Source organism: Paenibacillus taichungensis (assembly GCF_013359905.1).
Classification (GTDB): Bacteria; Bacillota; Bacilli; order Paenibacillales; family Paenibacillaceae; genus Paenibacillus; species Paenibacillus taichungensis.
Genome location: NZ_JABMCC010000112.1, coordinates 275584 through 300768, shown reverse-complemented (window position 1 = coordinate 300768; position 25185 = coordinate 275584). Strand labels below are relative to the sequence as shown.

At 45.1% G+C, this 25185-nt stretch carries 25 protein-coding genes and 1 riboswitch; of the genes, 22 read left to right on the top strand and 3 right to left on the bottom strand.

Annotated elements, in window-relative coordinates; genetic code table 11:
- Nucleotides 1–124 precede the first annotated feature (124 nt).
- From HP548_RS17415 to HP548_RS17335, 17 genes are all read left to right on the top strand, one after another.
- Nucleotides 125–1603 carry a serine/threonine protein kinase gene (locus HP548_RS17415; RefSeq protein ID WP_099856311.1) on the top strand — a complete coding sequence of 493 codons (1479 nt, stop codon included), beginning with the start codon at nucleotides 125–127 and terminating at the stop codon, nucleotides 1601–1603.
- Between the two features lie 26 nt (nucleotides 1604–1629).
- Complete coding sequence (locus tag HP548_RS17410; RefSeq protein WP_175382369.1) at nucleotides 1630–2652, top strand: SAF domain-containing protein; 1023 nt, start codon at nucleotides 1630–1632, stop codon at nucleotides 2650–2652.
- Nucleotides 2653–2722: 70 nt separating this feature from the next.
- On the top strand, nucleotides 2723–3436 hold the full coding sequence (locus tag HP548_RS17405) for a hypothetical protein (RefSeq protein WP_175382368.1): 714 nt from the start codon (nucleotides 2723–2725) through the stop codon (nucleotides 3434–3436).
- On the top strand, nucleotides 3433–4263 hold the full coding sequence (locus HP548_RS17400; RefSeq protein ID WP_175382367.1) for an AAA family ATPase: 831 nt from the start codon (nucleotides 3433–3435) through the stop codon (nucleotides 4261–4263). The genes HP548_RS17405 and HP548_RS17400 overlap by 4 nt, the downstream gene beginning before the upstream one ends.
- A gap of 6 nt (nucleotides 4264–4269) precedes the next feature.
- A complete protein-coding gene (locus HP548_RS17395; protein WP_175382366.1) occupies nucleotides 4270–6096 on the top strand; it encodes an ATPase, T2SS/T4P/T4SS family in 1827 nt (608 codons plus the stop codon).
- Complete coding sequence (locus HP548_RS17390) at nucleotides 6086–8152, top strand: hypothetical protein (protein ID WP_175382365.1); 2067 nt, start codon at nucleotides 6086–6088, stop codon at nucleotides 8150–8152. The genes HP548_RS17395 and HP548_RS17390 overlap by 11 nt, the downstream gene beginning before the upstream one ends.
- Nucleotides 8153–8206: 54 nt before the next feature.
- Nucleotides 8207–8692 (top strand): ABC transporter permease, encoded by a 486-nt coding sequence (locus HP548_RS17385; RefSeq protein WP_076289114.1) that lies wholly within the window; start codon nucleotides 8207–8209, stop codon nucleotides 8690–8692.
- 16 nt (nucleotides 8693–8708) lie between these two features.
- Nucleotides 8709–9107, top strand: coding sequence for a hypothetical protein (locus HP548_RS17380; protein WP_175382364.1), 399 nt, complete (start codon nucleotides 8709–8711; stop codon nucleotides 9105–9107).
- Nucleotides 9104–9655 carry a hypothetical protein gene (locus HP548_RS17375; protein WP_076289116.1) on the top strand — a complete coding sequence of 184 codons (552 nt, stop codon included), beginning with the start codon at nucleotides 9104–9106 and terminating at the stop codon, nucleotides 9653–9655. The genes HP548_RS17380 and HP548_RS17375 overlap by 4 nt, the downstream gene beginning before the upstream one ends.
- A complete protein-coding gene (locus HP548_RS17370) occupies nucleotides 9642–10625 on the top strand; it encodes a hypothetical protein (protein WP_175382363.1) in 984 nt (327 codons plus the stop codon). Before HP548_RS17375 ends, HP548_RS17370 begins: the two co-directional genes overlap by 14 nt.
- A 132-nt stretch (nucleotides 10626–10757) precedes the next feature.
- On the top strand, nucleotides 10758–12308 hold the full coding sequence (locus HP548_RS17365) for an ABC-F family ATP-binding cassette domain-containing protein (RefSeq protein WP_175382362.1): 1551 nt from the start codon (nucleotides 10758–10760) through the stop codon (nucleotides 12306–12308).
- Nucleotides 12309–12372: 64 nt separating this feature from the next.
- Nucleotides 12373–12482: riboswitch (TPP riboswitch) on the top strand.
- A gap of 196 nt (nucleotides 12483–12678) precedes the next feature.
- Nucleotides 12679–13389 carry a thiamine phosphate synthase gene (locus HP548_RS17360; RefSeq protein ID WP_175382361.1) on the top strand — a complete coding sequence of 237 codons (711 nt, stop codon included), beginning with the start codon at nucleotides 12679–12681 and terminating at the stop codon, nucleotides 13387–13389.
- Nucleotides 13390–13393: 4 nt separating this feature from the next.
- Nucleotides 13394–14623, top strand: coding sequence for a glycine oxidase ThiO (gene thiO, locus HP548_RS17355; RefSeq protein WP_175382360.1), 1230 nt, complete (start codon nucleotides 13394–13396; stop codon nucleotides 14621–14623).
- On the top strand, nucleotides 14620–14823 hold the full coding sequence (gene thiS, locus HP548_RS17350) for a sulfur carrier protein ThiS (protein WP_063562837.1): 204 nt from the start codon (nucleotides 14620–14622) through the stop codon (nucleotides 14821–14823). Before thiO ends, thiS begins: the two co-directional genes overlap by 4 nt.
- 3 nt (nucleotides 14824–14826) lie before the next feature.
- Nucleotides 14827–15594: a thiazole synthase gene (locus tag HP548_RS17345; RefSeq protein WP_175382359.1), complete on the top strand. Its 768-nt coding sequence runs from the start codon at nucleotides 14827–14829 to the stop codon at nucleotides 15592–15594.
- Complete coding sequence (locus HP548_RS17340) at nucleotides 15591–16640, top strand: ThiF family adenylyltransferase (protein ID WP_175382358.1); 1050 nt, start codon at nucleotides 15591–15593, stop codon at nucleotides 16638–16640. The genes HP548_RS17345 and HP548_RS17340 overlap by 4 nt, the downstream gene beginning before the upstream one ends.
- A gap of 178 nt (nucleotides 16641–16818) precedes the next feature.
- Entirely contained in the window at nucleotides 16819–17508 is a 690-nt protein-coding gene (locus HP548_RS17335) for a winged helix-turn-helix domain-containing protein (protein WP_246318116.1), read from the top strand.
- 135 nt (nucleotides 17509–17643) lie between these two features.
- On the opposite strand, the gene HP548_RS17330 is transcribed toward HP548_RS17335, so the two are convergent.
- Entirely contained in the window at nucleotides 17644–18144 is a 501-nt protein-coding gene (locus tag HP548_RS17330; protein WP_076289124.1) for a C40 family peptidase, read from the bottom strand.
- Nucleotides 18145–18426: 282 nt separating this feature from the next.
- Nucleotides 18427–19068, bottom strand: coding sequence for a thiamine diphosphokinase (locus HP548_RS17325; protein WP_076289125.1), 642 nt, complete (start codon nucleotides 19066–19068; stop codon nucleotides 18427–18429).
- Between the two features lie 187 nt (nucleotides 19069–19255).
- On the opposite strand from HP548_RS17325, the gene HP548_RS17320 reads away from it, so the two are divergent.
- A complete protein-coding gene (locus HP548_RS17320; protein WP_076289350.1) occupies nucleotides 19256–19924 on the top strand; it encodes a trimeric intracellular cation channel family protein in 669 nt (222 codons plus the stop codon).
- A gap of 1 nt (nucleotide 19925) precedes the next feature.
- Nucleotides 19926–20396 carry a low molecular weight protein-tyrosine-phosphatase gene (locus tag HP548_RS17315; RefSeq protein ID WP_076289126.1) on the top strand — a complete coding sequence of 157 codons (471 nt, stop codon included), beginning with the start codon at nucleotides 19926–19928 and terminating at the stop codon, nucleotides 20394–20396.
- A 159-nt stretch (nucleotides 20397–20555) separates the two neighbouring features.
- On the opposite strand, the gene HP548_RS17310 is transcribed toward HP548_RS17315, so the two are convergent.
- The gene (locus tag HP548_RS17310; RefSeq protein WP_076289127.1) at nucleotides 20556–21290 is read right to left on the bottom strand and encodes an alpha/beta hydrolase; all 735 of its coding nucleotides are present in this window, start codon (nucleotides 21288–21290) and stop codon (nucleotides 20556–20558) included.
- A 255-nt stretch (nucleotides 21291–21545) separates the two neighbouring features.
- Between HP548_RS17310 and pdhA the strand changes: the two genes are divergently transcribed.
- The 3 genes from pdhA to HP548_RS17295 all read left to right on the top strand — a co-directional run bounded on the left by pdhA (nucleotide 21546) and on the right by HP548_RS17295 (nucleotide 25185).
- Nucleotides 21546–22613 carry a pyruvate dehydrogenase (acetyl-transferring) E1 component subunit alpha gene (gene pdhA / locus HP548_RS17305; protein ID WP_053780908.1) on the top strand — a complete coding sequence of 356 codons (1068 nt, stop codon included), beginning with the start codon at nucleotides 21546–21548 and terminating at the stop codon, nucleotides 22611–22613.
- Nucleotides 22614–22718: 105 nt separating this feature from the next.
- Nucleotides 22719–23696: an alpha-ketoacid dehydrogenase subunit beta gene (locus HP548_RS17300; protein ID WP_072733283.1), complete on the top strand. Its 978-nt coding sequence runs from the start codon at nucleotides 22719–22721 to the stop codon at nucleotides 23694–23696.
- A 175-nt stretch (nucleotides 23697–23871) separates the two neighbouring features.
- Nucleotides 23872–25185, top strand: coding sequence for a dihydrolipoamide acetyltransferase family protein (locus HP548_RS17295; RefSeq protein ID WP_072733282.1), 1314 nt, complete (start codon nucleotides 23872–23874; stop codon nucleotides 25183–25185).

The following is a 25185-nucleotide window of genomic DNA, read 5'->3' as shown; positions in this document are numbered from 1 at the left end:
TGATACCAATATTAACCATAACAAGTTGAGGGAAAGCATCCCGAAGTGAAGAGTCCGGATATCCGGTCTGTTACGCTTCGGTGAAGCTTTCCCTTTTTTGTTATGCACACAAGGAGGAGTCTATATGAGACATCCGGCCAGGCTCGAGCGTGGAAGCCTGCTGGGAGGAAGGTATCGTATTGTGTCCATTCTAGGTTCAGGTGGCATGAGCCATGTATATGAAGCAGAGGATTTGAAGTTGCCAGGCAAAACCTGGGCGATCAAAGAAAGCGTGACGGCGATGCCATACGAAGGCAGTATGGAGTCAGAAGCTGCTCTTCTTACATCTCTGAGGCATCCCAGATTGCCGCAAATCGTAGATTTTTTTGTTCCTGATGAGCACGGGTATACCTATCTTGTGATGGAGTACATTGAGGGATTGACACTTGGTGACTATTTCAAGCAATGTCGTGGGAAGATTCCGCTTGAACATATGACTGAGTTTGTGCTTCAGCTACTGGATGTATTAAGTTATTTGCACAGTCTGGACCCACCTGTCATCTACCGTGATTTGAAACCATCCAACATTATGATTACACCAGAACATGAAGTCAGACTGATTGATTTTGGTATAGCGCGGAGTTATAAAGCACAAAGAGTCGATGATACGGTTAAATTGGGAACGGCCGGCTTCGCTGCACCAGAACAATATGGTTCAGGACAGACGGATGCGCGTTCTGACCTTTATGGGCTTGGAGCATTGCTGCTATATCTCATGACTTGTGGGACTTATACGGAATGGATTCAGGGAGTAGAGAGTTCCATTCGCAGCGATGTTCCGCGTACCTATATTCCTGTTGCGAGAAGATTGTTGCGACTGAATCCAAATGAACGCTTTCAATCGGCTGATGAAGTTCGTAAGGAGCTGCTGCGCAGACCGGGAATAGCGTCTGTTGGTACAGAAACGACGGTGACGATAAGCGGAGGGACAAGAGTAATCGCTTTGACGGGGGCATCATCTGGTGTTGGGGTTACGCATACGGCCATAGCCATCAGTCACTATCTGGAGCGGCAGAACTTCAAAGTGGCCATAATCGAGATGTCACCACGTTCCCAATCGTTTGCACGGATTCAACAAGTGGCGCATGCAGGTAAACCCGTGCCAGCAGGCAGACAGTTTGCAGTAGATGGTGTACATTACTGGAAACAATCGGGACGTGCAGACATCCTGTCTTTATTAGGAGGCAGCTATCAGTTCATTGTGATGGATCTGGGCAGTGGTCAAGATCAGAACCGGCTTGAAGAGTTTCTCAGAGCTGACTTGCCCATTGTTATAGGTTCCGGTGCCGAATGGAGACAAGCGGAGATTGGATCTTTTGTCCGTTCACACAACCGATACCCGCGAGACAAATGGATCTACTGCCTACCACTGGCAGCAGCTGATGCCGTTCAGCGCATGCGCAAGACGTTGGATACTTCCAGTGTCTACGGTCTGCCTTTACATATCGATCCCTTTGATCGGGAACCGCAGATGGATAAGGTTTTTGCTCATATTCTGACTCATATGATGGGGCAGCTTCCCAAGAAACGTTCATTCTTTGCAAGAAAAAAAGTACATGATTAGGAGAGATTGCGAAAGGAGAGCCTCTTTTGTCTAAATTAAGAAAACAAAGCCGTCAACTGATTTACGCTGGATTGACGGGAGCAGGAGCAATCGGTTTATTGTTTGGGGCATATGTCATTTACAATGTCAAAACCATGAGTGATACGAGGGCTGAAGTGGAGGCCCGTTACTCATCAGCCTACGAACAAAAAGAAGCTGAATTGATGCAACAATGGAACTCGGGGGCACAGGGATGGGTAACTATACGGGATGTTGAAGCAGGAGAGCCGATATTGCCCGAGGATATCAAACTGATAGCCGTTCCGGATGCACAGGCACCAAGGAATCTGTGGTCTAGCTCCAAGCAGATGGATGGTCAAGTGGCGAAAATAGAATTAAAAAAGGGAACAGCCATTACAACTGAAATGGTGTATGAAGATACCCCGACACCGCCCGATTTAAGAAATCGTGAACTACAGGTTGTGTTATTACCGTCTTCACTTGCTAAGGGAGATATCATTGATATTCGTATTCAGTTTCCAACGGGTCAAGACTACATTCTCCTGTCTAAAAAGAAAGTCGAAAGATTAAATGCAGCTACGCTATGGATTACGATGACGGAGGAGGAGATCCTGTCCCTTTCAAGTGCAATTGTAGATGCCTATTTACATAAAGCTTCAATCTATGCCCTAACCTATGTAGAACCACAGTTCCAGACACCAGCAATCCCGACATACCCTGCCAACAATGAAGTGTTAAAACTGCTGGAGAGTGATCCTAATCTTGTGCGCCGGGCTGAGGTGGAGTTAGCACGGCAGGTACGGAGTTCTTTAGAAAGCTCACTCGCTGCATCCATCTCAGCGCCATCCCAAGGTGTGGAGCAGGACGTTGCGCAGTCCTCCGTTTCATACAATAGTCGCCCTGGAGCGAATAACTCTTCATCTACTGATGGGGTCATCTGGAATGACGGTTCGGGTAGCGGTGGAGCGACTGGAAATGCCAGCAATGATTCTTCAGCATCAACTTCAAGTACGGATGAGCAGAAAAGTTTACTGACGGGTGGGGAGTAAGACGGAGGGGAAACAAATTTGTTATACATGTAACAACGCATAAAAGAACTTGAAAGGGGATTCGATAGCTATGCAAACATGGATCTTTGCTGGGTTATGCGAGAAGAATGACCTGATGCTGTACCTTTGCAAAATACTAGCGTCCTCCGGAAAACGTGTCTTGCTTGTTGATGGAACATTACAGCAGAAATATGGATACGGCGTTGGGGAAAGTCAGCAATCTCTGCGTATTACAGAATTTGAAGGTTTTGATATCGCTTGTCAGTTCGTAACTTCAACAGCGGTTGAGAGTCATCTTGAAGCGAATGGCGAGAAATTAGAGAGTTATGATTACGTCCTTTACGACATGGAAACATCACACTTTGCATCACGTGACCTATGGCTCACGGCAGATACTCGTGTCTGGGTCAGTGACTATGAACGTTACAATCTGGAACGCGGTAAAGGGTGGCTCAAGCGTTTGCTTGAAGAACAGTCCCTGCCCGCAGAACTACCATTTCAGCGCATTTTGATTAATGCCGTTGATTGCAAACTGGAAGCTCGATATTTGTGGGCGTATCTGGAAGGTAGTCCATTTGTATGGACAGGGGAATCGCTGATGTTGCCTTGGGATGAACTGACTGCAGCAGTGAAACTGGAAAACGAGCATCATCGCCGTATTCGCCTGGGGTCATTGTCACGGAACTATAAAAAATCGCTATGCAGGTTAGTGGAACAGTTGACCGGATGGGAAAATGTCCAGAGTCGCCTGGCCATTAAAGAAGCAGAAAGGATGAGAGCATGAGCACCATTACGTTTTGGAGTCCTTTTGCAGGAGCAGGCAGCACCTCAAGCGCGTTAATCGGCGCCTATGCGATGGCCCTTCAATATAGGACAAGAATTTTGCTTGTAAATACAGGTCCAGTTGGGAGCAGTACGGAAGCTGCCCTCCCACCTAAAGAAATAGAGGACACAGGATCTGTATTTACATTCGAGGAGGGGGGATGGGATGCTGTGGAACGGCTGCATATCAGCGGAAGTTTGAACAAGCATAATTTGAGGGATTATACCAAGCCGCTCCTCAAAGACCGTTTGGATTTGTTGACTGGCAGAATTAATAGGTTGGAACGTTCAACAGAAGAGCATGTGGAGACTTTAAAAAGGCTGCTGCACGTAGCTAATGAATATTATGATCTGGTTCTTCTGGATGCAGACCGCGCAGGCACCAGTAACCAGGTTCTGCTGGAACAAGCGGACTATGTTGTGGTGAACCTGAATCAAAATATGAGGGATCTGGAGTATTTTTTTGAAAAAATCAGACCCGAAAGCCTGGGTGATCAGAAGCTGCATGTCGTACTGAATAAGTATGACCCACATTCACGCGCAACCATTACCAATATTCGTCGGCGTTTTCGATACAAAGGCTCGATATCGGTGTTGCCGTATACCACCGGATTTATGGATGCCTTCAATCGTCGTGATGTGGCCGCGTATTTGCAATTGGAAGGTCTAAGCAACAATAAAGATATACGTAAAGGGAGCTTTGCCGCAAGTATGGCTGAACTTGCTCGCCTAGTTATGGACGGGGCAGGGATGCGTACCGTACTAAAGAGGCTGGAAAGGGGAGCCTGACCTCTGATGCTCTGGAATACCCTATGGTTAATTTTAATTTTGCTGTTATGCCTTGCGTATGTTTGGTTCAAGTACAGAGCTTCTCATCGTGAAAAAAATAACCGTGCTCCCGAGCGTGAATCCTTCACCATTGAAGTGCTGACGGAGAAAGTAAAGAACTCGCTTCATGAGCTTAGTCATAGTCAACTTGCGGATGCCGGATTACATGAAGAAGAGTATCGGCGAAGAATCAATCAGCGTGCCGAGATGCGCAAGGCGCTTAAAGGTTGTGTATCAGGAAGCATCAGTGACAAAACGTATGTCAAAAATCTGATAGGTGATCTGCTTACTCGCAGTATAGGACTGAATAAGTCAAATATCGATGAGGTCATTTATTTCGGAGACACTGAGTTACTGACGGTCCAAGATCAATTCGAAATCGTGTTTTATCTATACTGGCAGCAATTTGGTGTCGATGCCTTGTCACGCATGATTGACACTTATGATCTTGGCAGATTGAGGCTGAGTGAGGGTACAGACGACGGAGGAAGCTACTATATCTCCGAGGAGGACATCCGGTATGTTTTTGAGTGTGAGTATAGAGAGCTTGGATTCAGAGAAAAAACAGATATCATCGTTCAACGGATCTACCAGCATTACAAAGGCTTCTCGGTGGTTGATGAAATAAGAGATCAACGAATAGATGGCGTTAGTGGTGGTGTGAGCGGCATGCTGGATGCCCTTCAGGATATGGGGCTACGGCAGCCGGCTTCGTGGAATGATCTGCTCGCGGATGGACTTGATGATGCTCCCATCGAAGAACCACTTAGTGGAATGGAAAGTGTCTGGATTTTCTATAAAGGTAAGTCCATTCATCTGTCCTTTCTGTCATTTGGCAGTATCCGTGAACTGAAGAGGGTATGTCAAAATATTTATAAATACAACTATCCGGGACAGCTTTCGGAGGCGAATGGATACAAGGTGAACGAGATGAAGGATGGATCACGTGTCGTTGTTGTACGTCCTCCCTTTGCCGAATCATGGGCATTCTTTGTCCGGAAATTCGATATTCCCAATGCTTCACTGGATCAGTTGATTACTGGTAACAACGCAGATCTGCCAATCACTTTGCTGCAATATTTGATGAAAGGCAGTCGAATCACAGCTGTAACAGGAGCACAGGGATCAGGTAAGACGACTCTACTTATGGCGATGGTGAAGCATATTTACGCTTCGTATACCCTTCGTGTACAGGAGATGGCTTTCGAGCTACAGCTGCGGCGTATATACAGTCGGCGTAACATACTAAGTTTCCGGGAAACGGAGCACATCTCAGGTCAACAGGGACTGGATTTACAGAAAAAGACGGATGGTACTGTAAATATTCTCGGTGAGGTCGCAAGTGACGAAGTAGCCGCATGGATGATTCAGATGTCCCAGGTTGCCAGTCTGTTCACCTTGTTTACTCATCATGCCAAAACGTTTCGTGATCTGGTTTTCTCCCTCCGTAATTCACTGCTCAAAACAGGTATGTTCCAACATGAACATATTGCCGAGGAGCAAGTAGTAAGTGTCATTAATTTCGATGTACATATGAAAAAGGACGCAGAGGGACGAAGATATATCGAACGAATTACGGAGTGTCTGCCACGTGCGAATAAAGGGGATAGCGTGGAGGAACGAGCGGGATTTACGTTTCGCAATGTGATCGAGTACAGGGATGGCAATTACGTCGCTACAGCTCCAATCTCCATAGGAAGCATTACGGATATGCGGGATCAGATGACACTGCAGGACGCTGCACGGTTCGAACAGTTCATCAAGCAACATTGGGGTGATACCTATGACCGTTAAGTTTGTTCTTCTCTTGGTGCTGGGGATATGTGCAGGTGGCTTGATAATCACGCTACTTATACTGAACCTGTTACGTCACAGAGGAGGAGACAATGCTGGTAAATCTATCGGGATCGCTAAGCTAAACGGAAATCGTACGCTGCGGTGGGGAGCGTTCCTGTTACAGTCTTATCGCTGGGGCATGAAAGTGCCGCTTCTCCCTTCCTATATTCTGCAAGTACAGAAACGAATTTCATTCCGGCATGTCGGCGACGAACCATCATTAAGACGAATGACGATGAGCGTGGTCTTAATGATCCTCGGAGGATACGGGAGTATCAGTGTAATCCTTTTCCTAATGCAACCGGGTATCGCCTTTGTCATATTGTCGGTACTCTGTGCTGTAGTTCTAAACAGCCTTGTACTGGATATGTGTCTGAACCGTATGGAGAAACGACTGTTGGTACAGATGCTGGACCTGTTTGCCGACGTGAGACATCGGTATCATCAGCATGGAATGGTAGAGGAAGCACTGTATGAAGCAGCGGAAGCAGGTAAAGGAGAGGCTGCCGAACAAGTGCTGTTGATCTATGAAGCATTGACTTCTCCAGATCCGAACGAAGCTTTGGAACGATACTACGAGATTGCGCCAAATCGCTTTCTTAAAGGTTTCGCCGGTATTTCATATATGGTGATGGAGTTCGGGGATAAAGACAGAGCACAGGGTTCGATTTACTTGAAAGGCCTGGGGAATCTGACACAGGAAATTCATTTGGAGATTTTGCGGCGGGACAAATTGGACTATTTGTTAAAAGGGTTGAATTTCATCGCTCTGGCTCCCGTTCTTTTCACAGCTCCAATTGAACGTTGGGCCAGAGGAAGTTTTCCAACTATGGATGAATTCTATCGCAGCAAAATCGGATTTGTAACCAAAATATCGATCTACGTCATTATCATACTTGCCTACCTGCTTTTGCAAAGACTTCAGCAATACGATGAAACCCGCTATCGGACAGGTCGCAAACACTCCAGAATGGATCAGTTCCTATACAAGCAGACGTTCATTCGTAAGCTGGCGATGTTGTTCGCGGCCAAACCTGGTAGTACCAATTATAGTCAAACCGTAAGACTGATGCGGGAAAGTAGCTCGGAACTGAAATATGAATGGCTGGCTATACGAAGGCTGATGTTATTTGCAAGTTGTTTTGTCCTGACCATTGGCTGTGTCTTGTTGCTGCATCAGGTTGAACGAAATCATATCTTATATGATCCCGTGAGAGATGACCGGATGTTTGGCGCGATGGGAGAGGCCGAGTTGAAGCAGGCTACAGAAAAGACAAGCTTAGATCAAGCTGTACTCGAACGCATCGAAATGAAGCGAGGAGCAACTTTTGATGAGATCTCCAACGCATTGCAGTCCGTGAATCCCGTTCCACTGGATCATGATGCACAGACTGAAACTATTGCACGCATCCTGCAGAAGCTGGAAGGTTACAACAAGCAATATCTCCACTGGTGGGAGTTAATTATTGCAATGATGATAGGTATAGCGGGTTATCACATGCCGATCTGGCTCATGATGTTCCAGCGCAAGATGAGAAGCATGGACATGAGGCATGAGATCTATCAGTTTCAGACCGTTATATCGATCTTGCGGGAGATGGACCGTATGTCTGTAGAGGAGATATTGGAATGGCTTAATCGCTTTGCTGTTATTTTCAAAAGACCACTGCAAAAATGTCTGTTGCATTTTGAACATGGCCCGGAGCATGCACTTGAACAATTGAAAGAAGAAGCAGGGCTGCCTGAATTTCAGCGTCTGGTTGATAAGCTGCAACTTGCACTTGGGAAAATTTCGATTCGAGAAGCATTTGATGATCTGGAAAGCATGATGGCATTTTATTTTGAACAAAGGAAGCAGGAATACACCAAGATGATTGATGTTAAAGCATCATGGGGAAGAATGATCGGGTTTACACCAATGTATGCCCTGATCTTCCTCTATCTGGTCATTCCGCTGGTAGGTATGAGTTTCCTGCAAATGAACATGTATTATGAACAGATTCAGAAACTGTAACGACCATTACGTCACAGTCTGAAATAAATTAAAAACGATATAGGAGGATTTATCATGAACAATGCATCAAGCGCTTTAAAGGTGGCAGCAGGCATCTTTCTGACCATTGCCCTTATTACAATTGTAGTTTTGTTGTTTATTTCGGCTCAGGAGGCGACCAAAACGGCACAGAACAATTTTGCAGATATCCAGACCGAGCTGTCCCAAGCTGCATTTACGGTGTATGACGGAACTACCATTAGCGGATCACAAGTTACAAACGCGTTGCGTAAATATGCGGACAAAGACCAGTTCGGGATTCAAGTTATTACAGGTAAAAATAAAGGAGGACAATGGTACGGTAATCAGTTGAACATCTCCCAGGATCTCAATAATGCAGATTATGGTTCTGTTATTAAACCTGACGAGAAAGTGGGTGTTATCAACCAGACCATGAGTGAAAAAGACAATCAATATGTCAATCCAAGTGGTAAATTCAAAGCAATTATCGTAAAAGACAAATCCAATGTGGTAAGAGGACTTATTTTCCAGCAATCCTGACAGGAGTTGGTTCAACATGTCCCAGAATACACAGCAGCTCATGTTGTTCTGTACGGTGGTTGTCCTATTTGTGACAGCCTGCCTGTACGGGCAGCAGAATGTTCGGGTTCTATCAGACGCTTTGAATCACTTGCTGCAGACGACAACAGACATGGAAGGACGGTTGAATACCACGCTGCGTATAAGCGAGCCAATCCGTTATAGTGGTGCGGAAGTGTTACACACTGTGAGGCAAATGACAGGGACAACGGTCAGCGTGCAGGTGGACGGGATTGCATATGTCATTGATCCCCTTGTAAACAGAAGAGGAACCATACCTGTGCAACTTGCAGCTTCGTATAGACCTGAGTTCATAAGAAGTGGAACTGGCGAACTGCTGAAAATTGCATTTTGGAAGGAGGCCAGTACACCTTGATTAATGCTGCATCCAAGTTGCTTGCTGTTTTGCTGGCAGCGATTTTGCTTTATGTATACCCGGCAGCAGAGACTGCAGATCGACAGGATGATATGGCACGTATGACCGTTGTTCAGACGGTTACCCGTTTTGTTGATGCAGTCAGAACAAAGGGATACATTTCCCCTGCCATGTATGCAGAGTTCGAAGAACAGATGGCCCGAACGGGGAATGCCTATGAGATTTCCATGGAACATTTGCACAAAAAATATGTTCCTCATTACTCAGATCCGATGGATCAGAGCACATTTTCTGGTACTTATGAAACCGTGCAGGATGGCTATTATTCAGCCCAGATTAAAGCAAAGCTGTTTCCTTCGTCTGGTGTTCTGGCTTTAGACGATCCTGGGCGCAGATATACACTGGCAATGGGGGATTTCTTCACAGTAACCGTCAAAAACACCAATCGCACACCTGCCATGCTGATTCGTGAGTGGTTAAACGGGTCTGCGCAAGCTGCAGCTGTGTTTACCACTTATGGGGGTATGGTGCTCAATGAAGATTACTGATCTTTCTATTGTGTTTGTGCTTATCTTTTTACCTATATTCTGGGTTATTTCTCACAATACAGACAATGCCCAGGAGGCTCAATATTTAAGCAATCGATATAAGATGGCACTTCAGACTGCTGTACTGGATGCAGGGGCCGTGATGCATCAAAATGAGAAGCAAAACGACGAAGCAGGGTATGATTCGACCAAATTTGTAAAAGCGGATAAAGAGCTTGCCTTGACTACCTTTACCCAAACAATGGCGCTAAATATGGGGATCCAGGATGATCCTGCTGCTATACGGGCCATGTTTAATTACATTCCAGCAATGGTCGTGCTGGATTATGATGGTTACTACATTTTGGCGAATGAAAATGAGATGACTGGTGATCTTGAAGATTCAATCCGGCAAGTTTGGAGTCCAAAAAAGCCCTATACATATTCTGATTTAAATGGTAACAGTATTAACTTCACACTTGATGGGTATGTGTATGCCTATGATGCAGGCTTGGGCATGTGGGTTGAAGGTTTCCAGAAAGAACTTGCCTCCAGTACACAAATCCCTCTGCTTCAAAATGCCGAGACGTTTGAGCAGATCAGACGAAGTCGTATCGTGACAAGTGTGCAGGATGATTTGGCAGATGTTATTAACCGGCATAATGAGTTTGCAAGAAGGAATGGTGTTTCCTATACCTTTACCATGCCTTTGATTTCTCAGGAAGACTGGTACAATTCGATTAATGACACGGGGCTTATGGCTTTTATTCAGGGAATACCTGTAGGTAACCAAAAGATTAACAATTATGCCATTGGTGGTGGCAGACTGGTGAAGAAAACAGCGATGGTTGGCGGAGTGGATCCAGTGAGTGGAATTAAATACTACTATCCTTCCACATGTAACAATGGCTACAGAGCCGAAGAAGTGTTTACAAATGCTAAACAAGCGGCAGCGCAAGGTTATTTTGAGTATAACTGTTCCATAAAATAAAGGCAGTTTGTTTATAATATAAAAGCGAGGTTGCATGAGATGTTTACATTACTTTCAGAAAAGGCGACACCTGTGCTAAAATAGGGTTTCGGAACGATAGTAATGTCCAATAGATAGGAGCAACCTCATCTTATGAGTTTATTGTCAGTAGAGAACGTGAGTCACAATTTTGGAGACCGCACGTTATTTAAAAATGTATCTTTTCGTTTACTTGCTGGAGAGAGTGTTGGCCTTGTCGGTGCAAATGGTGTAGGCAAGTCCACACTGATGAACATCCTTACCGGGAAATTGTTAAAGGACGAAGGGAAGGTTGAATGGACCCCCAAAGTTCGTTATGGATATCTGGATCAGCATACCAAGCTCACGCCTGGAAAAACGATTCGTGATGTGCTTAAGGATGCGTTCCTGCCCTTGCTTGAGTTGGAAAAGGAAATGATGTCCATCACGGATCAGATGGCAGATGCCGATCCAGACAAGCTCGAATTGTTGCTGGAAGAAATGGGTGACATTCAGGAGCAATTGGAGCAAGGTGATTTTTATCTGATTGATGTGAAAGTGGAAGAGATGGCAAATGGACTGGGCTTGTCCGCCATTGGGCTGGATCGTGACGTGGCCGCGCTTAGTGGTGGTCAACGTACGAAGGTATTGCTTGCCAAGCTCTTACTGGAGAAACCAACTGCACTTCTGCTAGATGAGCCGACGAACTATCTCGATGTGGAACACATCGAATGGCTGACGCGTTACCTGAAGGATTACCCGTATGCGTTTATTCTGATTTCGCATGATACGGAGTTTATGAATGAGGTCGTTAATGTTATTTATCATCTGGAATTTGCCAAGTTGACGCGTTATGCAGCGAACTATAACAAATTCCTTGAAATGGCCGACATGAACAAGGCGCAGCATATTGATGCTTATGAGAAACAGCAGGAGTTTATCAAGAAGCAGGAAGATTTCATTCAGCGGAACAAAGCCCGCGCTTCTACTTCCGGTCGTGCCAAGAGCCGTGAGAAGCAGCTCGGTAAGATTGAACGGATTGATCGTCCAGACGAAGCAGCTAAACCCACATTCAAATTCAAGGATGCCCGGGCGAGTAGTAAAACCGTCTTTGAGGGTATTGATTTTGAAATTGGATATTCATATGCATTATTGCCTAAAATGACGATGACGATTGAGCGTGGCGAGAAAATTGCCATTGTTGGATGTAACGGTGTAGGTAAATCCACATTGCTCAAGACTATTCTGGGGAAAATCCCACCTATCAGCGGTAAGACTTTCTTGGGTGATTATCTGGAAACAGCCTATTTCGAACAGGAAGTACGTGCAGGTAATATTACTCCAATCGAAGATGTGTGGAACGAATTTTCTCATTTGACACAGAATGAAGTCCGGGGGCATCTCGCACGTTGTGGATTGAAAAATGAGCATATCACCCGCCCGCTTAACGCGCTTAGTGGTGGTGAACAAGCCAAAGTTCGTCTGTGTAAACTTCTGATGCGTGAAAGTAACTGGATTTTGTTCGATGAGCCTACAAACCATTTGGATGTAACGGCTAAAGCAGAGTTGAAACGTGCCTTGCAAGAATTCAAGGGTACCGTACTGCTCGTATCCCATGAACCTGATTTTTATGAAGGTTGGGTTACCAAAACGTGGGATGTTGAAGCTTGGTCCGAAAAACAATAACGTAATAAATGGAAATGTACGGTGACAAAAAAAGGTGTCTATGGTAACATAGGCTACAGCTTCATATGAACACTAGGGGGGCCGCACGATGCGGCTGAGATGGAAGAATGCGATTCCGGACCCTTTGTACCTGATCTGGATCATACCAGCGTAGGGAAGTGGTGCGTTTCAACTAATGACAAAGAGCTTTATCGATGACTTTACGATATTGCCTGCAAGATAAATCATGCAACTCTATGTAACAGCGTTGCGACTATGGATGGTTTCTATAGTTGTTATGTTTTATGTATAGAGTAATTGCATTGTACAGTCATTCAGTTGATCCATGAATTCTAAATTCGTGGCCACTCCCCTACGGGAGTGGCTTTTTTTGTTTTGTATTAGCTTAAATCATGCAAAAAGGAGGGAGAACGGGACGGCAATCTTCCACGAACATGTAACTACAAGATCATTCGAACTGCATGTGGTTTCACCAGGTACAGGAGACATGGACTCTTTTCTGAATATTGCTAAGGATATATGGCGGTGGGTCGATTATATCCATATTCGGGAAAAAAAGCTTCCTCTTGAGCAACAGATGTATTGGGCGCAAAGTCTGAAAACACAAGGTGTTCCATCTAACCGAATCATTATGAATGGCTCAGATCAGCTGGATCAACATACGTCGCTTGGTGGTGTGCATTGGGGTCAATCAGTTATTCGCAGTTACGATAAGGATGAGTTAAAGAGAGACGATCGGCTGCGCGTAGGCATATCGGTTCATTCTCTGGAAGAAGCAAAAATTGCTGAAGAACGTGGAGCGGATTATCTTTTTTATGGGCACGTCTATGCTTCAAATAGTAAACCTAATTGCGAATCAAGAGGGCTTAGTGCGTTGGCTGAGGTGTGCTCCAATGTTTCAATTCCGGTGATCGCGATTGGCGGGATTAGTCCTGAGAAAATTGCTGCCATTCAAACTGCTGGTGCCAGAGGAGCAGCTGTGATTTCAACGATTTGGTCGAACGATGAGCCGAAACTGGCCGCGGCTTCATTGCGACAGGCGATCGAGGATTCAGAGAGGTATGTTGAACCAGGGAGATGAGACCATGAGAGAGGAAGCAAGAAGTCGAAGCAGGAATCGTTCAGGCTATCATCCAGGAATAGTATCGGGAAGTAAAGTTGGAGCGGAAGTTCAAGGCAAGCTTCATGCAGAAACCATTATTGTAGGCGGAGGAGTTATCGGTTGTGCCATCGCATGTGAACTTGCTAGCCGAGGTCATGATGTTCTTCTGGTTGAGCGGGCGCGGATTGCTGGAGGAACTTCCTGTGCAGCTGCCGGGATGCTTGCTGCTGACAGTGAGGAATTCACTCATGCTGTAATGGCGAAGCTTGCACGGAAGAGCAGAGCTTTGCTTCATGAGCAGAAGGAACGAATCAGTTCGCTTAGCGGAGTGGAGATGGGGCTGCAACAGCATGGCTTTATTACTCCTTTTCGTTCATACAGTGAGGTCAGCAGTTACAAAAATAATCGATCGTCTACCTTATCTACAGAACATATTTGGTGGGATCGAGTCGCTGTCCAACAGGAAGCTTCATGGTTAAACAGGGATACGTATGGTGCATATTACAGACCTTCCGAGAGCGAGGTTCTTCCCGTCAATCTAACACAAGCTTATATCAGATCAGCTCAAGCCATGGGTGCGAGGGTGATGGAAGGTGTACAGGATGTCCGTTTGTATACGGATATGAACGGTGTGCAAGGGGTTGAGACTTCAATAGGAACGATGACATCGAGAAATGTCATTATTGCTACAGGGTTACATGGTGAAGAATTGATGAGACAAGTGGGTCTGAAATCGCCTGTTTTGCCTGTGAAAGGGGAGATTGCAGCGGTGCAGTTTTCACCCCATCATGTCGGTTACAGACCTGACAAAACGGTGTATGCAGAGGATATATATATTGTTCCCAAAGCCAATGGAGAAGTATGGCTCGGTGCAACAAGCCTTCCAGGAAGAACAGACATGAAAGTTTCGGTCCAAGGTATTCAGAAGTTGCTTACAGCTGCGACAAATTGGGTTCCTGGCATGAAGGAAGCGCATTTTATCCGAGCGTGGGCTGGTGTTCGTCCCTCGACTCCGGATGGATTGCCGTATGTAGGGGCTTGTGAAAGTGTTCCGGGTTTATTCGCTGCTTTTGGACATTATCGTAACGGAATATTGCTTAGTGCAATTACAGCCAGCCTCATGGCTGACTTGATTTGTGGCAAAACCTCGGAAGAACTTGGGATTCAAGCTCTTAGTCCAGAACGTTTGAACAGAAAGGAGATGTTGCAGTGAACATCATTGTCAACGGACAAACCATGCAAATTGAAGATAGCTTAAATCGTGTAGACAAATTGCTCCATTCATTTAATTTGCAAGTGAAAACCGTCGTGGTTGAATTGAATCGTCAAATTTTAACGCGGGAATATCATGAAACGACAGCGTTAAGAGACGGAGACCGAATTGAAATTGTACATTTTGTGGGAGGCGGTTGAATTATGCTGAGAATTGGAAATTATACGTTTGAATCTAGATTGCTGCTGGGTACAGGCAAATTTTCGGATTTGGAAGTGCAGAGCCAGGCGGTTGAGGTCTCAGGTACGGAAGTTTTAACGTTTGCAGTTCGGCGATTGAATCTGGAAGATCGAAACAAACAGCACTTTCTGGACACACTGGATTTGAAAAGGTATACCCTGCTTCCCAATACAGCGGGTGCTTCAACAGCAGAGGAAGCTGTGCGAATCGCTGAACTTGCTCGAGCGTCAGGACTTTGTGATATGATAAAAGTAGAAGTTATCGGCGATGGAATCACTTTGCTTCCTGACCCAATTGAAACCTATAAAGCTTGCGAAATCTTGCTTGAAAAGGGCTTTACGGTACTGCCTTATATCTCGGACGATGTTATTCTGGCCAAGCGATTGCAGCTACTCGGCGTACATGCTGTTATGCCTGGAGCTTCACCCATAGGGGCGGGGAGAGGGATTATTAATCCCTATAACCTGGAGATTATTATTGAACAAGCCGTCGTTCCTGTTATTGTGGATGCAGGACTTCGTGCACCTAAAGATGCTGCTCATGCGATGGAGCTGGGAGCAGACGGTGTTTTGTTAAATACGGCTGTCTCCGGATCTGGAGATCCCGTGAAGATGGCGAAGGCAATGCGAATGGGGGTTGAAGCAGGTAGACTGGCTTATGAGGCAGGCATGATTCCCGTTAAGCGCTATGCAGCAGCGAGTAGTCCGGCGGAAGGAATGGTTCATACATGAATAATCAGACACAATCTTCTGAACAGGGAGACCGCTATTCGAGACAGGAACGGTATGCACCTATTGGTAAGGAAGGTCAGCATAGATTGAATAACAGTAAAGTATTAATTGTTGGAGCGGGCGCGCTTGGTACGGGCATTGCTGAAACACTGGTACGTTCAGGAATTGGCCATATTACCATTGCAGATCGTGACTATGTGGAGTGGAGCAACCTACAGCGACAGCAATTATATATAGAGCATGACGCGATTCAGCGAATGCCCAAAGCGATGGCAGCAAAGAATCGTCTATCTGACATTAATTCTACCGTTGAGGTTGTAGGCAAAGTGATGGACGTCAGAGTAGATGAACTGGAGGAATTGGTTCAGAACGCAGACTTGATCATGGATGCAACAGATAATTTTGATACCCGGCTATTAATAAATGATATGTCACAGAAGTATCGTATTCCCTGGATTTATGGGGGATGTGTGGGGAGTTATGGAATTACCTACACGTTTCTGCCTGGAGAAACGCCTTGTTTAAACTGTTTGTTGGGTGAGGTTCCGTTAGGTGGGGATACCTGTGATACGTCAGGCATTATCCCTCAGGCGGTGCAGATGGTTACGGCTAATCAGACTGCCGAAGCGATGAAGCTTCTCAGTGGTAATTCAGGTGCATTGAGACGCAAGTTGTTATCATTCGATGTGTGGAGAAATGAATACATATCCATTAACGTCGACGGTGCCCGAAAAGAAGATTGTCCTTCCTGCGGAGTAAAGGCTAACTTTCCGTACCTCTCTGCCTCAAATCTGGAGAAAACAGACGTATTATGTGGCAGGGATACGGTTCAGATTCGCCCTTCACGGCGGATGAATCTGGATTTACAGCATACGGCTGATCGTCTCGGCAAGCTGGATGAAGGCAAAGTGGAGGCTAATGCATTTTTGGTTTCTTTTACAACTGGATCACACAGGATGGTCATTTTTCAGGATGGTCGTGTCCTTGTTCATGGAACAAAAGACACGGCAGAGGCGCGTACGCTGGTTCACCGGTACTTTGGTTAGAGAAAAATCAAATGATTGTTCCGAGTCCGTTCCTTCCGGGAATGGACTTTTTCATTTTACGGCATGATAAACATACAACAATGCTGCGAAGCACAGTGGTCACAAGTATGTATGTGGAGACTAAGTGTAGTCTTAACCAGCAAATGTAGCAGCGTATAAGACAGGCCGGGTGAAAAAAATGAAAACATCCATATTACTGGTTGGCAGGGGCGATCTGGTTTCTTTTATTCAAGGCATATTGTGTGCTGAAGGGTACCAGGTCGAGCAAATGGAATGGACAGATCTGAACCGTCTTTCTGAACCAACACTCACGAATCTCAATATGATCATATTAATAAATGAAGGATGTCATGAAGATGCCCTGAAAAATGGACTAGAGTCATTTGTGCACATAGGAGTAACATCTCCATTGCTTGTAATAACTCCCAAGATATCACCTGAATTAATTGTGGAATTGCTCGATTACGGCGCTAATGATGTGATGGAAGCACCTATTCACGGCAATGTGATGATGGCCAGAATACGGAATCTTTTACGTGTGTTCTCACATGTTTCACAGGAAGATGAAGAAGTCATTGTAGTTCATGACCTCAAGGTCAATCTGCGTTCACGCCGTGTAAGTCGTGCAGGCGAATACCTAGTATTGACTCCGAAAGAATACGAATTGCTGGAATTTTTGGCCCGTCATGTGAATGAGGCGTGTCCCCGGAGCGTTATTTTAAGGGAAGTATGGGGGTATGATTTTGCAATGGATACCAATGTGGTGGATGTGTATATCAAACATTTACGAGTGAAGGTGGATAAGGGTAGGAGTGTCAAATTAATTCATACCGTTCGTGGAGTGGGTTATATGCTTCATACACAATAAAAGAGGTCGTCTCAACGAACTTAGAGTCTGTTTTCCACATAAATCCTGTTTGTACAGAGAACTTCATTGGGTAAATATAAAAGGACCGGATCATTAGATCCGGCCCCACTCGCTTCATTATCTCTAAAATATGAGCTACAGTACGCGGCGAGCTTTAATATATGTTTTCTTCCAGTTCCCCGAGTTCAAGTCGGAGAGAGTTACACCTGGTGATCCGTACGTGTGCAGAACTTTTCCGTCGCCTGCATATACGCCTACGTGAGTAATATTGGAGCCTGTGGAGCGACTACCGCTGGAGAAGAAGACCAGATCTCCAACTCGCAGATTTGCTTTGGACACAGCTACGCCTTCTTTGGATTGCTTAACGGATGTACGCGGCAAATCAACACCATACTTTTTAAAGATGTATTTCATAAATGAAGAGCAGTCAAAATTTTTGGTAGTAGAAGTTGACGCACCAAATTTATATGGAGTTCCTGTAAAGGTTTTACCATAGTTCACGATTTGTTGTCCTGTGGATACAGAAGCGCTTGCTGCCTGTGCAACAGGTGCATTAGTCATTAATACAGCTCCAAAACCTAGTGTAGCGCACAACCCGACGGTTACGGCCTTTTGGACAAAGATGTTTGTTTTCATGTGAGTACCTCCAAAATTCGTTTTCGTTTAGTTGCTAGAGCGAGTATAACAGCTTTGTAACAGCCTAGAAATTGGATGGAACCTTCTCCTCCCTAGGGCCGCAACGTTTTGGGTTTGTTTATTAAAATACCATTAAAAATGTCAAAAAATTAATCATTGACGAACCTCAAATGCTACAAACATAAGAAAGACCCTTGATATATCAAGGGTCTTTGCTGTTTTATTTGCTTATTTTTAATCTAAATCATTGGTTACAAAAACGTAATAAGTATAGGCAGAAGGTTAATCTTTGCTCTGAATAATGAGTAATAACCCACTATCGATTGATACGGTGCCAGACTTTCCAAGCAGTTTGTTGCTAATCCCCAAAGACTGTCCCATGCGTATAGTAGCTTGATCTAGCGGGTACATGAAACCTTCCAGTGTAATACCTGTTACTTCATTAGTAAGTGGGAGCAGGGAGATGTACTCATATCCACGGTCTTCCACAAAAGCTTCGGAGGTCGTTAGCATCATATAATTGTGTTCATCCTGCAGAGTACAGGAAATATGATGCTGCATAGCGCGGACCATAATATGTACGTTAGCCAGCGTATGATCCATGCGTGTGCCCGTTGCGCCCAACATAAGAATGTCAGTAGGCTCAAGATCGAGTGCTGTTTCAAATGCCATCTCGGTATCCGTCAAATCCTTAAGCACAGGATCGCAGGTGATTATCCGTTCACTGTTATCTCGCACACGCTCCAGTTCCTGCTCGGTAATAGAATCGAAATCTCCTACTGCGATATGTGGCTGAATTCCGTTTTCTATTAAGAATAACGCCCCACGATCGGCTGCGATAATGATGTCATCCTTACCGATTTCTTGTAGAAATTGAGGAGAGAGGTTTCCGCCTGTGAAAATAACAATTCGTTTCTTAGTCATTCTATTTCATCCTTCCTAATCAATAAAGAAACAATTCACTTCTAATTAAGGTGTTAGAATAATGCAAAAATCATTCACAAAACCAGTATAATCCACAAAATGTGGTTGCACAATTTCGGCATGCGCGGATACAATGGGTAGAGCGACATGGAGATGACTTGAAAAGTGAGGTTTGAACAGGTTGGACTTGCACATTTTTGAAGTATTCAGCATTATAGGTACCATTGCATTTGCAATGTCCGGGGCTTTTGTGGCGATGGAAGAGGAATATGATATTTTGGGCGTACTGGTACTGGGACTTGTAACCGCATTTGGAGGCGGGGTTATTCGTAATGTTCTCATTGGTGTACCCGTAACGATGCTGTGGAGCCAGGGAATGCTGATTATGCTCGCCCTAATATCTGTAGCGATTGCATTTGTACTACCTCTTAAGTGGATTGGTCACTGGAAGCGGACAGAAGCGCTGTTCGATGCGATTGGACTTGCAGCATTTGCGATTCAAGGGGCATTGTACGCGGCCAATATGGGACATCCCATTAGTGCGGTTATTGTAGCCGCAGTGATGACCGGTATAGGCGGAGGAATCATTCGTGATCTACTGGCAGGCAGGAAGCCATTGGTACTGCGCGATGAAATTTATGCGGTGTGGGCAATAACAGCTGGTTTTGCCATAGGTATGGGATGGTTCACAACGAACGTTGGACTGTTAATATGTTTCGCTGCAGTTGTGTTCTTCCGGATGTGTTCTGTTCATTATAAATGGAAGCTGCCACGTCGTTCTCTGGTACAGACGGAGAGTGTGAAACCTCAGATAGCACCAACGCCACTTAACCGCACCTTGAGTAAGGGGGAATAACATGATTAACGTTTTGTTTGTATGTTTGGGTAACATATGCCGCTCACCAATGGCTGAGGCTGTCCTCCGACATAAAGTGAGTGAAAGAGGACTTGATCAGCAGATTTCAGTGGACTCAGCAGGTACAGGAGACTGGCATGTTGGAAAACCACCTCATGAGGGGACTCGATCATTGCTGGATTCATATCAAATTTCTTATGCCAATATGGCGGCAAGGCAATTTGCGAGTGCGGACTTCACACATTTTAATTACATTATATGCATGGATGATTCCAACGCAGCTAACGTAAGAAGTGTAACAGGTGGTGAAGATGCGGAAATTATCAAGATGATGGATCTGCTGCCGGACGAGACGCTCCGTGAAGTACCCGACCCGTATTATACAGGGAATTTTGAAGAAGTGTACAGGCTGGTTGATGCAGGTTGTGACGTGTTGCTGGATCGGATTGAAAAGGAACATTCATTGACATAACAATTTTTATATTTGCTTGGAATGACAAGTCTGATACAAGAGAAGAAGCTGGAACGGACAAGCAGGAGAGAGCCTGCTTCTTTTTTGAGTGTTGGTGTAAGCGTTGTCATAAAATTGTAAAACAAAAGCGGCATTTCAGCCGCCTGTTCAATAATTCAATTAATTTTCTTGAAGAAAATAAAGCAGTGCTTCCGGCAACTCGTTCTGCCAGAATCCCCATTGGTGATGCCCGTCTTTCTCCTGATAGGAGACGAGTGCACCTCGTTTTTCAAGCAAATCCCGTGTATCCCGGTTTAATTGAACAAAATTATACGTGCCGGTATCTGCCTCAAAGGCAGTCTCCTGCAGACCAACAATCATCCAGATTGATAACCAGGACAAGTCTTCAGCTGCAGCGTAAATTTCCTGGGATGCGGAGTAGTAAGCTCCAGACATACTGATGACACGGGTAAACAGGTCTGGATAGAGTAGAGCAAGATGAAGCGAAACGCTGCCACCCAGCGAGTCGCCGGCAAGAATACGTTCCTGCGGAGAGCGGCGAACAGGATATTTCTCTTCTACATAGGGAATAATCTCTTCAGCGAAGCATGAGGTATACGCCTTGAACCGATCGCCGAAAGGGGCGTATTCCTGAGTTCTTACAGACACATCAACCTGAACTCCTACTATAATGAAAGGTTCGGCTCCCTCGTCGAGAATGATGCGGTTGGCAGTGGTGGCGATACGTCCAAAGTTGAAGAATTCTTCACCATCCTGACAATAAACGACAGGGTAGGATAACAATTCGTTATAGCCTGGGGGAAGATAAATTCGTAGTGTGCGCTTCTCTCCCAGATAGCGGCTCTCAATCTCTTCCTTCACAATCGTGCGTTTCAAATAGCGGGAATCCGTCATAAAACGTCACCTTTCTCGGTTAATTTTTGCATTCGACCGCGCAATACGGTAAGATTAAGCTTGTGCGGGGATAGGTCAAATACGCAAACATGTATTATGCTGTTATACCAATATTAAGACCCTGTTATACATACAATCCGGAAGGAAACATAAAAAAATTACGGATATCTTTGACGTATGCAGTAAAACAGGTGTATAATAATATTATAACAGCGGAACTTGATATTCAAATTTTTTGTTGAGGTGAAGAAAAAAATGAGCAAGGTTCCTTATGAAGTATATACGGAGGATGTAGAAGCTCTGTCCGTGCTGTCTCCTGATGGCGAAATCGTTAACAAAGACATGATGCCTAAACTTTCCGACGATCAATTAAAAGAAATTATGTACCGCATGGTATTTACCCGTACTTGGGATGACCGTGCAGTAAACCTGGGCCGTCAAGGTCGTCTTGGTTTCTATGCTCCAGTATCTGGTCAAGAAGCTACAATGGTTGGTAGTGAATTTGCAATTGAAAAAGAAGACTTTGTATGTCCTGGCTATCGTGACATTCCGCAACTCGTGTGGCATGGACTTCCTCTTTATCAAGCGTTCCTGTACTCCCGTGGACACCAACATGGTGGACAAATCCCAGATGGCGTTAATGTATTGATGCCGCAAATCATCATTGGTGCACAAATCCTGCACGCAATGGGTATTGCTATGGGTTACAAATTGAAGAAACAAAAACAAGTTGTAATTACGTACACAGGTGATGGTGGTTCTTCAGAAGGTGACTTCTACGAAGGTCTGAACTACGCTGGTGTTTACAAATTGCCTGTTATTTTCTTCGTACAAAACAATGGTTATGCCATTACAACTCCTTTTGCCAAACAAACGGCAGCTCTGTCCATCGCTCACAAAGCGGTAGCAGCAGGTATCAAAGGTGTTAAAATTGATGGTATGGACATCTTCGCAGTTATCAAAGCGGTTCAGGAAGCTGCTGAACGTGGTCGTAACGGCGAAGGCGCAACTCTGATCGAAGCAGTAACTTACCGTTTCCGTCCTCACTCCCTTTCTGACGATGCTTCCAAATATCGTACAAAAGAAGAAGAGGCTGAATGGAATGCTAAAGATCCAATCGCACGTTTTGCTAAATATCTGGAGAAAAAAGGTCTTTGGACTGAAGAAGATACAGCACGTGTGAAAGAAGAAGCAAAAGCAAAAGTGAACGAAGAGATCAAAAAAGCGGAAAAAACCGAGAAAATGACGATTTCAGGCTTGATCGACAGCATGTTCGAACAAACGCCTAAGCACTTGGAAGAGCAAAAAGCTGATTTCCAATAAGTTTTTTCCGATAAAGCATAAACATCCGGGACGGGTTCCCGTGTCCCGGTATACATGTATGAATTCAAATGTGAACTGTCAATGTTTAAGGAGGAAATGAAGCAAATGGCACAAATGAACATGAAAGAAGCAATTCGTGATGCGCTTCGCGTTGAGTTGAAACGTGATCCTAACGTTCTGCTTTTCGGTGAAGACGTAGGTAATGTAGGCGGCGTTTTCCGTGTAACGGAAGGTCTGCAAAAAGAGTTTGGCGAAGAGCGTGTATTTGATACTCCACTTGCTGAGTCCGCTATTGGCGGTCTGGCTGTAGGTTTGGGTGTTCAAGGTTTCCGTCCGGTTGCCGAGATCCAATTCGTTGGTTTTATCTTCGAAGCCCTTGACCAAATGGTAGTTCAAGCAGCTCGTATGCGTTTCCGCTCCGGCGGTAAATATAATTCTCCAATCGTATTCCGTACACCATTCGGTGGCGGTGTAAAAGCGGCAGAATTGCACACAGATTCCCTCGAAGGTTTGCTTACGCAAACTCCGGGTATTAAAGTGGTAGTACCTTCTAACCCTTACGATGCAAAAGGTCTGATGATCGCTTCTATTCGCGATAACGACCCTGTATTCTTCATGGAGCACTTGAACTTGTACCATGCATTCCGTGCAGAAGTACCTGAAGAAGATTACACAGTTGAGCTGGGTAAAGCGAACGTTGTTCGTGAAGGTTCTGATGTAACTATCGTTACTTACGGTATGATGGTTCACACTTCTGTGAAAGCAGCAGAAGAACTCGAAAAACAAGGAATCAAAGTTGAAGTTATCGACCTTCGTACGGTTAGCCCAATCGACATCGATACTATCGTTGCTTCCATTAAGAAAACAAACCGTGCAATTGTTGTACAGGAAGCTCAAAAGAGCGCAGGTGTTGCAGCTGAAGTCATTGCCCAAATCAATGAAAAAGCAATCCTGCACTTGGAAGCACCGGTTCTGCGTGTAGCTGGTCCGGATACTGTATATCCATTTGCACAAATCGAAGATACATGGCTTCCTAACCCAGCACGTATCGTTGCTGCGGTTAACAAAGTCGTAAATTTCTAATTTAATCATCTGACATGCCGCAAGGCGCAGTATGGTGATCCACACCGCAGCGCAAGCTGCACTGTAAACAGCCATTAGCCCCTTGAGTAACAGTTTATTGCACTAGCAGTAACGGTTGTTTCTTGGAGTTAAGGGTTGTTTTCAGGATTGAGACATAATCAAGGAGGTTTTTCAGTTGGCTAAATTTGAATACAAATTCCCTGAACTGGGCGAAGGCCTTCACGAAGGCGAAATCATCAAGATGCACATCAAAGTCGGTGACAAAGTAACTGACGACGACATCATCATGGAAGTACAGAATGACAAAGCGGTCGTTGAAGTACCTTGTCCGGTTAACGGCACAGTAACAGAAGTATTCGCAAAAGATGGCCAAGTTTGCCACGTTGGCGAAGTTGTTGCAATCATCGATGCTGAAGGCGAGCTTCCTGAGCAAGACGACGCTCCTGCAGACGATCAAGAAAAAGATGCAGCTCAAGGCGGAGCTGACACAAGCGGTTCTTCAGCAGCAGCTTCCAGCTCGGATGCAGCTAAAGAAGGCGGAAACAACAGCGTTCCGGCAGTACCTGCCAAAGACGTTCTGGCAACACCAAGCGTGCGTAAATTTGCTCGCGAACAAGGCGTAGACATCGCTCAAGTTAACGGTACTGGCAACAATGGTAAAGTTACTAAAGAAGATGTTGAATCCTTCAAAAACGGTGGCGGTTCTTCCGCAGTTGCATCTTCCGAAGCTCCGGCTCAAGAAGAGAAAAAATCCGCAGCACCAGCAGCAGCTGCAGCTGATCAACGTGTGGAAGAAGAGCGCGTACCATTCAAAGGTATCCGTAAAGCGATCTCCAATGCGATGGTTAAATCAGCTTACACAGCACCTCACGTTACAATCATGGACGAAGTGGACGTAACTGAACTGGTTGCTTTCCGTACTCGTATGAAACCTATCGCTGAGAAAAAAGGTACAAAAGTAACTTATCTGCCATTCATCGTTAAAGCTCTGGTTGCAGCTTCCCGTGAGTTCCCAGCATTGAACGCTATGATTGATGAAGAAGCTAATGAAATTGTATACAAAAAATACTACAACATCGGTATCGCTACAGATACAGACAACGGCTTGATCGTTCCTGTTATCAAAGATGCTGATCGTAAATCCATCTGGATGATCGCTGATTCCATTCGTGATCTGGCAGCTCGTGGCCGCGATGGCAAATTGAGCGCGAACGAAATGAGAGGAAGCACAATCTCCATCAGTAACATTGGTTCTGCTGGCGGTATGTTCTTTACTCCAATCATCAACTTCCCAGAAGTTGCAATTCTCGGAACGGGACGCATCAGCGAAAAAGCCGTTATCAAAAATGGCGAAGTAGTTGCAGCACCTGTAATGGCTCTTTCCCTGAGCTTCGACCACCGTATCATCGATGGCGCAACAGCACAAAACTTTATGAACTACATTAAACAGCTGCTCGCTAACCCTGAGCTGCTTGTTATGGAGGTGTAA

Bases quoted from the DNA above. Each gene is read 5' to 3' on its own strand.
- HP548_RS17400 (WP_175382367.1), top strand. From the start codon at position 3,433: ATGAGCACCATTACGTTTTGGAGTCCTTTTGCAGGAGCAGGCAGCACC.
- HP548_RS17340 (WP_175382358.1), top strand. From the start codon at position 15,591: ATGAATAATCAGACACAATCTTCTGAACAGGGAGACCGCTATTCGAGA.
- HP548_RS17405 (WP_175382368.1), top strand. From the start codon at position 2,723: ATGCAAACATGGATCTTTGCTGGGTTATGCGAGAAGAATGACCTGATG.
- HP548_RS17300 (WP_072733283.1), top strand. From the start codon at position 22,719: ATGGCACAAATGAACATGAAAGAAGCAATTCGTGATGCGCTTCGCGTT.
- HP548_RS17390 (WP_175382365.1), top strand. From the start codon at position 6,086: ATGACCGTTAAGTTTGTTCTTCTCTTGGTGCTGGGGATATGTGCAGGT.
- HP548_RS17345 (WP_175382359.1), top strand. From the start codon at position 14,827: ATGCTGAGAATTGGAAATTATACGTTTGAATCTAGATTGCTGCTGGGT.
- HP548_RS17415 (WP_099856311.1), top strand. From the start codon at position 125: ATGAGACATCCGGCCAGGCTCGAGCGTGGAAGCCTGCTGGGAGGAAGG.
- HP548_RS17335 (WP_246318116.1), top strand. From the start codon at position 16,819: ATGAAAACATCCATATTACTGGTTGGCAGGGGCGATCTGGTTTCTTTT.
- HP548_RS17370 (WP_175382363.1), top strand. From the start codon at position 9,642: ATGAAGATTACTGATCTTTCTATTGTGTTTGTGCTTATCTTTTTACCT.
- HP548_RS17330 (WP_076289124.1), bottom strand. From the start codon at position 18,144: ATGAAAACAAACATCTTTGTCCAAAAGGCCGTAACCGTCGGGTTGTGC.
- HP548_RS17310 (WP_076289127.1), bottom strand. From the start codon at position 21,290: ATGACGGATTCCCGCTATTTGAAACGCACGATTGTGAAGGAAGAGATT.
- HP548_RS17395 (WP_175382366.1), top strand. From the start codon at position 4,270: ATGCTCTGGAATACCCTATGGTTAATTTTAATTTTGCTGTTATGCCTT.
- pdhA (WP_053780908.1), top strand. From the start codon at position 21,546: ATGAGCAAGGTTCCTTATGAAGTATATACGGAGGATGTAGAAGCTCTG.
- HP548_RS17385 (WP_076289114.1), top strand. From the start codon at position 8,207: ATGAACAATGCATCAAGCGCTTTAAAGGTGGCAGCAGGCATCTTTCTG.
- thiO (WP_175382360.1), top strand. From the start codon at position 13,394: ATGAGAGAGGAAGCAAGAAGTCGAAGCAGGAATCGTTCAGGCTATCAT.
- HP548_RS17380 (WP_175382364.1), top strand. From the start codon at position 8,709: ATGTCCCAGAATACACAGCAGCTCATGTTGTTCTGTACGGTGGTTGTC.
- HP548_RS17365 (WP_175382362.1), top strand. From the start codon at position 10,758: ATGAGTTTATTGTCAGTAGAGAACGTGAGTCACAATTTTGGAGACCGC.
- HP548_RS17315 (WP_076289126.1), top strand. From the start codon at position 19,926: ATGATTAACGTTTTGTTTGTATGTTTGGGTAACATATGCCGCTCACCA.
- HP548_RS17325 (WP_076289125.1), bottom strand. From the start codon at position 19,068: ATGACTAAGAAACGAATTGTTATTTTCACAGGCGGAAACCTCTCTCCT.